Below are 12,015 nucleotides of genomic sequence, written 5' to 3'. Positions count from 1 at the left end.
TCTCCTAATCGGAAGTGGAGGTGAGCTGAATATCAGCCCACCATACTAAGCAGCTCAATTATGATGATTGAGTGTTACCACCAGTTAATTTGCCACATAGTCCTTTAGGAACGACTACGAATGCATCGGATTGGTTGTCTTCTTTTGCTGTACCTGCGCATGAGCTTGTTTTGGTTGCACAGTCATTTTGGCCAGCTTTTGCCACGCCGTAGCATTTTTCTTTCGCTGCTGCTTCCGCAGGTGCTGATGTAAGAACTGCACCGCCAAACGCTAGTACACTTGTGATTGCAGCTGTAACAGCAAGATTAGAACTTTTCATAGTCATTCCCTCTAGGACTTAATAGTATTTTTACATCGCAGGTTAATGAATTGTTAACTTGCTTACTAAAAAAGATAGGAAGAACTAGGAAATAATTTCATGGCATTATAAAAAATATCAATATTAATGATGATTCATAGTTTAAGTTGCTGATTTTATGATGTTAATTTTTGATTGTTTTTTCTTCTTATTATCCTAAACGCAGCCTAGTGTTTAGGTTATAATCAACTTTTATGTATAAATACCCAGTAGTGAGCATATCCAATGATAGATCCTTCGCTTTTACTCGATGGCCTAAACGACAAACAACGTGAGGCGGTCGCGGCACCTTTAGAAAACCTACTTATTCTAGCAGGTGCTGGTAGTGGTAAAACGCGAGTGTTGGTGCATCGTATTGCTTGGCTACAAAGCGTAGAGCAAGCATCACCGTTCTCTATTATGTCAGTTACCTTCACCAACAAAGCGGCAGCAGAGATGCGTGGCCGTATTGAAGAGTTGATGATGGGTAGCTCGTCAGGCATGTGGAACGGTACCTTCCACGGCATCTGTCACCGTATCCTTCGTGCTCACTACCTAGATGCAAAACTGCCAGAAGATTTCCAGATCATCGATTCAGATGATCAGATTCGTTTGCTGCGTCGCTTAATTAAGGCGCAAAACCTCGATGAAAAACAGTGGCCTGCCAAGCAAGCTTCTTGGTGGATCAACGGCAAGAAAGATGAAGGCTTACGCCCAAGTCATATTGATGCCTACCATGATCCAGTAACTCAAACATGGTTAAAGATTTACTCTGCTTACCAAGAGGCATGTGACCGTGCTGGCTTGGTCGATTTTGCGGAGATCTTGCTAAGAGCACACGAACTGCTGCGTGACAAGAAACATATCCGAGAGCACTACCAAGCTCGCTTTAAGCACATTCTGGTCGATGAATTTCAAGATACCAACAACATTCAATACGCTTGGCTACGTATGATGGCAGGCCCAGATTGTCGCGTGATGATCGTAGGCGATGATGACCAATCTATCTATGGTTGGCGTGGTGCTAAGATCGAAAATATTCAGAAGTTCTTGGATGAATTCCCGGGCGCTTCAACGGTTCGACTCGAACAAAACTACCGTTCAACCAAAACCATTCTGCAGGCGTCGAACGAGCTTATCTCGAACAACACCGAGCGTATGGGTAAAGAGTTGTGGACGGACGGCAACGATGGCGAGCCAATCTCAGTTTACTCGGCTTACAACGAGCTCGATGAAGCACGCTTCACGGTTAGCAAGATCAAAGAGTGGCAGGAGAAAGGCGGTGCGCTCGAAGATACAGCAATGCTTTATCGTAATAACGCCCAATCTCGTGTTCTAGAAGAAGCGTTAATTCAAGGTGGTTTGCCTTACCGAATCTACGGCGGCATGCGATTCTTCGAGCGTCAGGAAATCCGAGATGCCTTGAGCTATATGCGCTTAATGGGTAACCGTAACGATGATGCTGCTTTTGAACGTGTAGTAAACACACCAACGCGTGGCTTGGGTGATAAAACCCTAGAGACGATTCGTTTCGCAGCACGTGACCGTGGTGCAACGATGTGGCAAGCAAGTCTTGCTTTGATAGAAGAGCAAGTTCTACCCGGTCGTGCTGCGGGTGCATTGAGTCGCTTTATCGAGCTGATTAATGCGCTTGAAGATGACACGTTGGAACTTAGCCTACACGAACAAACCGACCACGTGATTAAATCGTCGGGTCTGTTTGCGATGTACGAGCAAGAGAAGGGTGAGAAGTCGAAGGCTCGTATTGAGAACTTGGAAGAATTGGTAACGGCAACGCGTCAGTTTGAAAAGCCAGAAGAAGCGGATGAGATGAGCATGCTTACTGCTTTCTTGACTCATGCAGCGTTAGAGGCGGGTGAAGGTCAGGCTGATGAGTTTGATGACGCGGTTCAATTAATGACTTTGCACAGTGCCAAAGGCCTAGAGTTCCCAATGGTATTTATGGTGGGTGTCGAAGAAGGCATGTTCCCAAGCCAGATGTCAGCAGAAGAAGCAGGGCGCTTGGAAGAAGAACGTCGTTTGTGCTATGTAGGCATGACTCGTGCGATGGAGAAGCTGTACATCACTTACGCAGAGATGCGTCGTTTGTACGGACAAGACAAATACCACAAACCGTCACGCTTTATTCGTGAGTTACCAGAAACCTGTTTGGATGAAGTACGTATGAAGGCGCAAGTGAGCCGTCCTGCAAGCAGCGGTCGCTTTAGCCAAACTGCCGTCAAAGAGAACTTCAATGAAACAGGCTTTAGCTTGGGCTCGCGCGTTAAGCACCCTAAGTTTGGTGAAGGTACTATCATCAACTTTGAAGGAAGTGGCCCACAGAGTCGAGTTCAAGTGGCGTTTAACGGTGAAGGGATTAAGTGGTTAGTAACTGCTTACGCGCGTTTAGAGCAGCTGTAATCTGCTACTTCAGCATTTAAAAACCGTTCAGTATTTAAAAGTAAACCGTGTTAAAAACAAAAAGAGCAGCCAATGGCTGCTCTTTTTTATTGTATACCGCCTTAAGCGATCACAATACATGACTGACTAGAGGGGATCTTACAGTGCTGCAAGTGCCGCTTCGTAGTTTGGTTCTTCAGTGATCTCTGCAACCAACTCGCTGTGTGTTACCACACCTTTTTCATCAACAACGACAACTGCACGTGTTGTTAGGCTTGCTAGCGGGCCTTCAGCAATTGCTACGCCGTAGTCTGATGCGAATGCAGGAGAACGGAAAGTCGAAGCGTGCTGAACGCCTTCAATGCCTTCAAGTTCGCAGAAGCGACCCGCAGCAAATGGAAGGTCAGCAGAAATACAAACAACAACCGTGTTCTCAAGTTCTGCCGCTTTTGCGTTGAACGTACGTACGCTCGTTGCACAAGTTGCTGTGTCGATGCTTGGGAAGATGTTTAGAACCACTTTCTTGCCTGCAAGAGAAGCAAGAGTCAGTTCAGAAAGATCGCCTGCAGTCAGTGCAAAGCTTGGTGCTTGTTCGCCAGTTTGTGGGAATGTGCCAGTTAGCGGTACAGCAGCGCCTTTGAAGGTAACGTGTGACATGAATTTGTCCTTAGTTTAATTATGGTTATGAAACTAGTTGAGCCTAGTAAGACTTACGTTACTCGGAAGTGGTTAAGAAGTGAATGCTTTAAATGTCAGAATTGTAATCAAAGGTCTTTGATTTATTTGTTTGAGAGAGGAATAAATGAAACGACAGATAAAGAAAAACCCCGAGAGCTTGCGCTCATCGGGGTCTATAGTCTTACTCGCAGCAATCCGGCTACTAAGTGTGCTCCATGCATCAAATCCATGATAGTGTGCTGTTATCCTTCAGCGTATTCCTTTCGTCGCCTTCCTAGCGGTGTCCTTGATCTTATCCTGATCTGCCAACAATCCTCGTTAGCGCGCGTCACTTGTTCCTTGAGCGGTGTCCTTTACATCATCCTGATGTTCAGTCCTTTCCTCGTCCAGAGGTGTCCATTGTCTTTCCTTAGTAGCAACCATCCTAGTTACTATTGCGTCCATTCAATGTCCATTTCGCTATCCATGCCGATTATTCATCCTGAGTAATCGAATCTTCATCCTGAAGATAACCAAATCCTTGGCGTTTCCTGTTCCGTGTCAGCATCCTTCCGACACCATTCATATTACCGATTCCTTATTTATCAGCAATGGTGCATAAGCGAATTTCTATATAATTATTTGAATGATAAATATACGTATCTTTTAATTTCAATTGGTTACGACATTGGTGTGACTAATTTCGTCATCAAATATCGATATTTACTCACTGCCTTGTGAGAGATCTCGCACAAGGCAGCGAGTAAAAAGGGAGGATTATTCCCTACTGACCAATGGCTGCACCTTCACGACGAGGGTCTGCAGCACCTTCTAGACCATCTTTTGTGATGCGAATAGCGTGTAAACCCGAGTTAAGATCGCGAACGTTGACCTCAAATCCCATCTTTTCTAGCTCAGGTTTGAAGTTTTCCGCCGATGTTCCTTTTTCCAAATCTAAGGTTCTGAAACGGTTTAGGAAGTGTGGTTGGTTGATCGCTTGCTGGATGTCCATGTCCCATTGAGTGTGGGCAATAATGGCTTGTGCCACATAACCTATGATGCGGCTGCCGCCCGGAGAACCGATCGCCATGTAAGGTTTGTCGTCTTGCATGATGATGGTCGGTGCCATTGAAGAACGTGGGCGTTTACCCGGTTCAAGTCGGTTGGCGATAGGCTTGCCATCGTTGTGGGTCTTGAATGAGAAATCCGTCAGTTCATTGTTGAGTAGGAAACCTCTAACCATCAAACGTGAACCAAAGGCATTCTCGATGGTGGTGGTCATCGATACGACATTGCCATCACTATCGACAATGTTGAAGTGGCTGGTGGATGGCAACTCAATAGAAACATCTTGGCTTTGCAGCATGGCATGATCCCACGGTGGTGTGCCTGAAGGTGCGCTGTCTAATGCCTTACCTGCGGTAATTAACTGAGCACGTTCTTGCAAATAGTCAGTATTCACTAATCCTTGAGTTGGCATTGGCACATAATCTTGGTCTGCCATGTACATACCACGGTCTGCAAAGGCTAAGCGAGAAGCGTCTGCTAACACTTGCCAAGATTTTGCGTCGTTTGGCCCCCATGATTTCAGATCAAACTGCTCGGTCATCGCTAAGATCTGCCCAACGGTTAATGCGCCTGAACTAGGTGGTCCCATTCCACAGATATCGTAGCTCTCATAAGCGGAACAAACCGGTTCACGTTGCTTAATTGAATACGCATCGAAGTCTTTCTGCGCCAATACGCCCGAGTTACCTTTGGCGGTTTGTACCGTGTTGATGATGTCGGCAGAAATCTCGCCTTGATAGAAAGCTTTAGCACCATTCTTCGAGATAGCGTTTAGCGTTGCCGCGTATTCAGGGTTCTTAAGTAGCGTACCTGCGGTTTTCGGGCTGCCATCGGCATTAAAGAAGTAGGCCTTGGTGGTGGCAAAGCGGCTTAGACGTTCTTGGTCGTTTTCGATCAAGGTCGCTAAACGTGGGCTGATGGTAAAACCTTTTTCAGCCAGTTGAGCAATAGGCTTGATCAGTGATGCCCACTCTAACTTGCCGTATTTTTGGTGAGTGTCCCACAGCAGTTGGACTGTGCCCGGTGTCGCCACTGAGCGACCACCAACCACAGCATCGTAAAACTTAAGTGGTTGGCCGTTTTCGTCTTGGAATAGACGTGGTGTTGCATCAAGTGGTGCGGTTTCACGACCATCGTAGGTTTTGAGTTGCTTGTCCTTGCCATCAAAATAAACAAGGAACGCGCCACCACCAATACCTGACGATTGCGGCTCCACTAAGCCAAGCATCAGCTGCACAGCAACCATGGCGTCAATCGCATTACCACCTCGAGCAAGTACATCGGCACCCGCTTGGGTCGCCAGTGGGTTGGCCGCAGTGACCATCCAATCGTTGGCTTTAACGAGTTGTTTGGTTTCTAAACCACTACTTTGTTCTGGATCGACGGAATCGGCAGCTTGATTTGCCCAACTGACGTGAGAGGCAAAAAGTAGGGTAGAAGTGGCGAGGGTTGTTAGTTTTGTTTTCCACTGCATGATCTTCTCCTTTTAATATGCAGAGCTAGATTGGCAGTGGAAAGATAAGATAGCCAGTGCGTTGTTAGCGAATTGTAATCTTGATTAGAATTTAAGCGATTAAACCAGACAGCGACTGCCACAGGATAGTCAGACCAATAAGACTGAATAGCACGCCACACAGACCATCAATGTAGACTGTTGCTTCGCTGAGCTTCTTCTGTAGGGTTTTAGTCGAAAGCATCCACGCTAACAGCGAGAACCAGAATAGCGAAAGGCCGAATAGGATCAGAAGAGCACAGCCTTTACCCGACAGTGACATGTCAGCAGGAACTAAGCTCGACATCAAACTGATGAAGAATACTAACGCCTTTGGATTAAGGATATTGGTCGCAAATCCTTTCGAAAATGCCTGACGCTTATTGGTGAGGATCAGATCCTTTGAATCGACAAGATTGGTCTCATCTTCATGATGAGTAATGACCTTCCAAGTGGCCTTTAGAGCACCAATACCGAGATACAGCAAGTAGCTACCGCCAGCTAATTGTATGGTGGCGAAAAGAGTTGGATGCTGATGAACCAGATAACTGATACCCGTTAAACTCAGAAGCGAATGCAGCAAGATCCCGGAAGATAACCCCAGAGCAATGTATAAGCCGGTTTGTCGTCCGTGACGTGTTGCATTTTGCACTACTAAAGCAAGGTCAGGGCCAGGGCTCATCAAGGCGATAAAGTGGATCGAGGCGAGGGTGACTAATATGGTGACTTCATTCATATCTGTTCCAATAACTAAGTTGTTCTGTTTGATGTTGTTGAGCGCAGCTTATCGTGATTTCGAATTTCTCAATTGTAAATTATCGACACTTAGTTAATTTTTGACGGAGAAACGCCAAATACGCTCTTAAATGCCTTTGAGAAATGAGCTTGATCGTAAAACCCAACTTGATGAGCGACCTCGGTTCCGCCAACGCCTGACTTAATCAGTCGCATGCCTTGTTCCATACGTAAACGGCTTAGCCAAGCATAAGGGGTAATGCCCATTTTGTTCTTAAAGTGGCGTTGAAACTGTGTGGTGGTGAGATCGCACAGTTCAGACAGCTGCTCTAGGCGTACTGGTTGGTCGAGGTTTGCCATCAAATAGTCTTTGAGCGTGTTAACCGACTGAGTACCAAGTTGCACCTGAGTTTTCGATCCAAATTGCGCGTAACGATCAACTATTGTCGAGAATCCTTCAAACGGTAGGCAATCTTGAGCGAGTTGGCTGATGTTTGGATTGATAAGTAGCCTATGCAGGTTACACAATTGTAAAAAAGTCGCTTGATCGGAGAGGATCAGCTCGGAAAAGCTTAAAGCGTGACCATTTTTACCGTGATCGGCAAGATCGCCCAGCCATTGTGGGGAGACAGAAAAGACACTGACTTGATAGCCAGATTCTAGCTTTGAGTGACCATCATGCAACTCATCAGGTGGCATCATCACTACTTGTCCTGCGCCAGCGTGGTAGTTTGTCCCTTTATAGACAAACTTTTGCTGACCCTGAGTGATTAGGCCAATGTGGAAGTCCAAATGATAGTGGCGCTGAAAGGCAAACTCTTGGTATTGAGCTTGGATCAGGCTGATATCTTGGCTAGTTGTCGAGTAGTAGTGGACTTTATCCATGGCATAAAAAAGCTTGGTTAAATTATCATCAATTCAACCAAGCTTATCTCTGTATTTATAGATTGTCTTGTAAAAAACGATCAGTGCTACTGTTTCGCGCGCTTGTTCTTTTTGCTGTGGCGTAGACCATCAAAGCTAAAGATAACCAGAGCGCCCCAGATGAAAGCGAAGGTGATCGCTTTGTCACTGGTAAAGGCTTCACCATAGATAAGAACCGCCAACAAGAACATCAGGCTAGGACCAATGTACTGGAAGAAGCCGAGTGTCGATAGCTTCAAGCGGGTTGCTGCGCCAGTAAAACAAAGCAGCGGAACCGTGGTGATAACACCCGCTGCAACCAGTAAGAGGTTGAGCTGCATCGGGTTCATCGCGAAATCTGAGGTTGGGCTGTCTGCGATAAACAACAAGTACGTTGCGGCGATCGGCAGCATCACTAATGTTTCAATGAATAAGCCAGTCTGCGCTTCTAAACTAACCTTCTTACGCAGTAGGCCATAGAAACCGAAACTGAAGGCTAGGGCAATGGCAACTATTGGCACTGAGCCAAACGCGATCAATTGAATGATAACGCCAATTGCAGCAAGGGCGACCGCAAACCATTGAAGCTTGCGTAAGCGTTCGCCAAGGAAGAACATCCCGAGCAACACGTTAATCAGCGGGTTGATGTAATAGCCTAAGCTGGCATCGAGCATGTGATTGGAGTTTATCGCCCAGATAAAGATCAGCCAGTTAGCACCCACCAAGATAGAGGTCGCCACCAAATAGAGCATTTTTGGCTTTGAGGTGAGGGTGTCGCGCACTTTGCGCCAACTGCGGCTAACGTGTAGTAAAAAAGCGAGTAGGAAAAAAGACCAAACTACACGGTGGCTAAGGATCTCTAGCGGGGAGACGTCACTTAAAGATTTGAAATATATAGGGGCGATCCCCCACATCGTGTAAGCGCCGACGGCAAGCAAGATTCCTTGGCGAGTACGTTGTTGTTCTTCAGGGGTCATACAACTTTCTCTAGCATTGAGTGCTTATTAATAAGATTTATAAAGAGAGTTGGTCAGTATAGGAGCGTTAACCCTTTTCACCTAACAATTTGCGGTTTAATTCGCCAGCGTTCCCCTCTACAATGTGCGCCTTGCTTGCCAATGCTGCACGCTGACTTTATACCTTGATTAGGAACCACAATGACCGCCACTCTGATTGCTGAGCAAACACCAACTCCCGCGAATGATGCGCAAGATATCTTACAAGATGTCTTTGGTTATCAAAGCTTTCGTGATGGTCAGCAAGAGGTCATAGACCTAGCCGTTGAAGGCAAAGACAGCTTGGTGATTATGCCAACCGGTGGTGGTAAATCTCTGTGTTACCAAATCCCGGCTTTGGTTCGTGAAGGGCTGACTCTGGTTATCTCACCGCTGATTTCGTTGATGAAAGACCAGGTTGATCAGTTGAAAGCCAACGGTGTCGCGGCAGAGTGCATTAACTCGTCGATGCCGCGAGAGAACCTGATCTCGGTCTTTAATCGTATGAACTCAGGTCAGTTGAAAATGGTGTATGTCTCGCCAGAGCGTGTGTTGATGCGCGACTTTATCGAGCGTCTGCAAGGTTTACCGCTTTCGATGATTGCGGTAGACGAGGCGCACTGTATCTCTCAATGGGGACATGACTTCCGCCCGGAATACGCATCATTAGGTCAACTTAAGCAACATTTCCCGCATGTGCCTTATATGGCGCTGACGGCAACCGCTGATGATGCAACACGTAAAGACATTATTTCGCGTCTGCAGCTGGTGGATCCACATACCTACTTGGGCAGCTTCGACCGTCCTAACATTCGCTACAACCTCGTCGAGAAGCATAAGCCCGTGTCACAGGTGGTTCGCTACTTAGAAACACAGAAAGGCAATTGCGGCATTATCTATTGTGGTAGCCGTAAGAAAGTGGAGATGGTGACTGAGAAGCTGTGCAACAACGGTATTCGCGCCGCGGGTTACCACGCTGGTATGGACACCGATGAGCGTGCTTACGTTCAAGAAGCCTTCCAACGTGATGATATTCAGATCGTTGTCGCGACTGTAGCTTTCGGTATGGGTATCAACAAACCCAATGTGCGCTTTGTGGTGCACTTTGATATCCCGCGCAACATCGAATCTTACTATCAAGAGACAGGCCGTGCGGGTCGTGATGGTTTGCCAGCAGAAGCTATGATGTTGTTTGACCCTGCTGATATGGGTTGGCTGCGTCGTATGCTGGATGAGAAAGAAGAAGGCCCGCAAAAACAAGTTGAGATGCACAAGCTGAACGCGATGAGTGCCTTTGCCGAAGCGCAAACCTGTCGTCGTCAGGTGCTGCTCAACTACTTTGGTGAGTATCGTGAGAAGCAATGTGGTAACTGCGATATCTGCCTAGATCCACCCAAGCACTTTGATGCGACTCAAGAGGCGCAGAAGGCGTTGTCTTGTGTGTACCGTGTGAATCAGTCGTTTGGTATGGGTTATGTGGTGGAAGTGATGCGTGGCATGCAGAACATTCGTGTGCGCGATAATGGTCACGACAAGCTTTCTACTTACGGTATTGGCCGCGACCACAGTCATGATTACTGGATCAGTATCTTCCGTCAGCTGATTCACAAAGGTTTGCTGTTCCAGAACATCACCCGTAACTCGACTTTACAGTTAACAGAAGAAGCACGTCCGCTACTGCGTGGTGAGATGTCTTTGGAATTGGCTGTGCCTCGTTTGGATACGGCGGTGCGTAATGCTAAGTCCGATAAACTCAGCAGCAAGAACTACGATAAGAAGCTGTTTGCCAAACTGCGTAAGCTACGTAAGTCGATTGCTGATGAAGATAGTTTGCCACCTTATGTGGTATTCAGTGATGCGACCTTGATTGATATGGCTGAAGTACTGCCTACCTCATACGGTGAGATGCTGGCGGTTAACGGTGTTGGTCAGCGTAAACTCGATAAGTACGCCGATCCATTCTTAGATTTGATTCAAGAACACATCACGACACACGGCTAATTTTCAGGATCGTTTTCAGATAAGTCATAGTTTATAAAAACGATTGGATCATAGAACAAGAATAAGGTTGATAGGGACATGACGACACCAACAGAATTTGGCTTAAGAGAGTATTTGGCTGAGGAAGGACGTTTATTGATTACGTCTCCAAGTTTTGATTTTGATTCTTACGAAGTGTTAGGTGAAAAGCTGGTGGCATTGTTGTCCGCTTCTGTGGTTGAAAAGCAGTGGGACGCTGACATGCACTCTTGGTTGATCGATTTTGAAGATTGTAAGATGTTTTTAAAGTCTGAACATTACAGCGAATCAATCTGGTTTGAGTCGTTGAACGCGGAAGAGAGTCGAGAAGAGTTTGATTATCTCGCAGCACTTTTTAAGCGCGGTTTTTAACTTTTAGCACCGCTTCTAAACGTAGCTTTTAAACCTGGCTTTTAAACATAGTTTCTGACGCCATTCACCAATAAAAGTGAGAATAAACGATTGCGTCTGTTCTCACCGTTGCAGCTAATATTGATTAATGTATAATCGCCCGCCGCTCAATAGAGCAAATTATAGAAACATTTTTAATTCACATTATTGGTAAGAGCTTTCTTGGTTTATTCGAAGAAATGACTCGATTTGGGTTCCCTCACCCCCAAACCAAACTAAAAAGGTACAGCATGAGTAACTTTACCCCTGCGCAACAGCGCAAAGCCCTAGAACTATTAGTTTTGTTCCATTTAATCATTATTGCATCAAGCAATTATTTGGTTCAGCTTCCTTTTACCGTCTTCGGCATGCACACCACTTGGGGTGCTTTCACTTTCCCATTTATCTTCTTAGCGACCGATCTGACCGTACGCATCTTTGGCGCGCAGCTTGCTCGTAAAATCATTTTCTTAGTGATGTTGCCGGCACTGGCCGTTTCTTATTTATTGTCTGTGGTGTTCTTTGAAGGTTCATTCCAAGGCTTTAGCCAGCTAGGTGAGTTCAACTTGTTTGTTGCACGTATCGCTGCGGCAAGTTTCATGGCTTATCTGCTTGGTCAGATCTTAGATGTGCATGTTTTCAACCGTCTGCGTCAGCTTAAACAGTGGTGGGTTGCCCCTACGTGTTCAACGTTATTCGGTAATGCCATTGATACCATCGCTTTCTTTGCGATTGCTTTCTACCAAAGCCCAGATCCATTTATGGCTGAACACTGGACTGAGATTGCTTTAGTTGACTACGGCTTCAAACTTATCATCAGCTTAGGTCTGTTTGTGCCAATGTACGGCGTGCTTCTGAACTACATCGTTAAGAAGCTGACTGCGGTAAACCTAGGCTTTAAAGCGACAGGCGTTAACGTTTAAGTTTAGAATTTGTAACGCAAAGCATTGATTTTTCGATAATAAAAAGCCCAAGTTAGTCGACTAACTTGGGCTTTTTTAAGGTTCATCGCGGATTAG

Annotated in this window: 10 protein-coding genes; 4 read left to right on the top strand and 6 right to left on the bottom strand. The window is 46.1% G+C overall.

Annotated features, from left to right (window positions below):
- Positions 1–58: 58 nt before the first annotated feature.
- Positions 59–319 (bottom strand): DUF2282 domain-containing protein, encoded by a 261-nt coding sequence (locus tag AB4407_RS20440; protein WP_372121796.1) that lies wholly within the window; start codon positions 317–319, stop codon positions 59–61.
- Positions 320–583: 264 nt separating this feature from the next.
- Here AB4407_RS20440 and uvrD point away from each other — a divergent pair, with 264 nt between their 5' ends.
- On the top strand, positions 584–2,758 hold the full coding sequence (gene uvrD / locus AB4407_RS20435; protein ID WP_132936176.1) for a DNA helicase II: 2,175 nt from the start codon (positions 584–586) through the stop codon (positions 2,756–2,758).
- A 138-nt stretch (positions 2,759–2,896) separates the two neighbouring features.
- Here the strand turns inward: uvrD and tpx are convergent, their stop codons facing one another.
- The 5 genes from tpx to rarD form a co-directional block, all read right to left on the bottom strand.
- Positions 2,897–3,394 carry a thiol peroxidase gene (tpx, locus tag AB4407_RS20430; RefSeq protein ID WP_048661181.1) on the bottom strand — a complete coding sequence of 166 codons (498 nt, stop codon included), beginning with the start codon at positions 3,392–3,394 and terminating at the stop codon, positions 2,897–2,899.
- Positions 3,395–4,178: 784 nt separating this feature from the next.
- Positions 4,179–5,936, bottom strand: a complete 1,758-nt coding sequence (ggt, locus tag AB4407_RS20425) for a gamma-glutamyltransferase (protein ID WP_372121795.1) — start codon at positions 5,934–5,936, stop codon at positions 4,179–4,181.
- 91 nt (positions 5,937–6,027) lie between these two features.
- Entirely contained in the window at positions 6,028–6,690 is a 663-nt protein-coding gene (locus AB4407_RS20420; RefSeq protein WP_372121794.1) for a LysE family translocator, read from the bottom strand.
- Between the two features lie 89 nt (positions 6,691–6,779).
- Entirely contained in the window at positions 6,780–7,574 is a 795-nt protein-coding gene (locus AB4407_RS20415) for an AraC family transcriptional regulator (RefSeq protein ID WP_372121793.1), read from the bottom strand.
- Between the two features lie 86 nt (positions 7,575–7,660).
- A complete protein-coding gene (rarD, locus tag AB4407_RS20410; RefSeq protein ID WP_372121792.1) occupies positions 7,661–8,569 on the bottom strand; it encodes an EamA family transporter RarD in 909 nt (302 codons plus the stop codon).
- 180 nt (positions 8,570–8,749) lie between these two features.
- Here rarD and recQ point away from each other — a divergent pair, with 180 nt between their 5' ends.
- From recQ to AB4407_RS20395, 3 genes are all read left to right on the top strand, one after another.
- A complete protein-coding gene (recQ, locus tag AB4407_RS20405; RefSeq protein WP_372121791.1) occupies positions 8,750–10,588 on the top strand; it encodes an ATP-dependent DNA helicase RecQ in 1,839 nt (612 codons plus the stop codon).
- Positions 10,589–10,666: 78 nt separating this feature from the next.
- Complete coding sequence (locus AB4407_RS20400; RefSeq protein WP_372121790.1) at positions 10,667–10,978, top strand: DUF3630 family protein; 312 nt, start codon at positions 10,667–10,669, stop codon at positions 10,976–10,978.
- 269 nt (positions 10,979–11,247) lie between these two features.
- Positions 11,248–11,919, top strand: coding sequence for a 7-cyano-7-deazaguanine/7-aminomethyl-7-deazaguanine transporter (locus AB4407_RS20395; protein ID WP_372121789.1), 672 nt, complete (start codon positions 11,248–11,250; stop codon positions 11,917–11,919).
- The last annotated feature ends 96 nt before the right edge of the window (positions 11,920–12,015 follow it).

The organism is Vibrio sp. 10N.261.46.E11 (genome assembly GCF_041472735.1).
Classification (GTDB): Bacteria; Pseudomonadota; Gammaproteobacteria; order Enterobacterales; family Vibrionaceae; genus Vibrio.
Note: the sequence above shows the minus strand (reverse complement) of the source record. Positions and strands in the feature narration are given on the sequence as shown.

Excerpts from the sequence above, each read along its gene's own strand:
- AB4407_RS20395 (WP_372121789.1), top strand. The coding sequence starts at position 11,248 with ATGAGTAACTTTACCCCTGCGCAACAGCGCAAAGCCCTAGAACTATTA.
- tpx (WP_048661181.1), bottom strand. The coding sequence starts at position 3,394 with ATGTCACACGTTACCTTCAAAGGCGCTGCTGTACCGCTAACTGGCACA.
- AB4407_RS20400 (WP_372121790.1), top strand. The coding sequence starts at position 10,667 with ATGACGACACCAACAGAATTTGGCTTAAGAGAGTATTTGGCTGAGGAA.
- AB4407_RS20440 (WP_372121796.1), bottom strand. The coding sequence starts at position 319 with ATGAAAAGTTCTAATCTTGCTGTTACAGCTGCAATCACAAGTGTACTA.
- ggt (WP_372121795.1), bottom strand. The coding sequence starts at position 5,936 with ATGCAGTGGAAAACAAAACTAACAACCCTCGCCACTTCTACCCTACTT.
- recQ (WP_372121791.1), top strand. The coding sequence starts at position 8,750 with ATGACCGCCACTCTGATTGCTGAGCAAACACCAACTCCCGCGAATGAT.
- rarD (WP_372121792.1), bottom strand. The coding sequence starts at position 8,569 with ATGACCCCTGAAGAACAACAACGTACTCGCCAAGGAATCTTGCTTGCC.
- uvrD (WP_132936176.1), top strand. The coding sequence starts at position 584 with ATGATAGATCCTTCGCTTTTACTCGATGGCCTAAACGACAAACAACGT.
- AB4407_RS20420 (WP_372121794.1), bottom strand. The coding sequence starts at position 6,690 with ATGAATGAAGTCACCATATTAGTCACCCTCGCCTCGATCCACTTTATC.
- AB4407_RS20415 (WP_372121793.1), bottom strand. The coding sequence starts at position 7,574 with ATGGATAAAGTCCACTACTACTCGACAACTAGCCAAGATATCAGCCTG.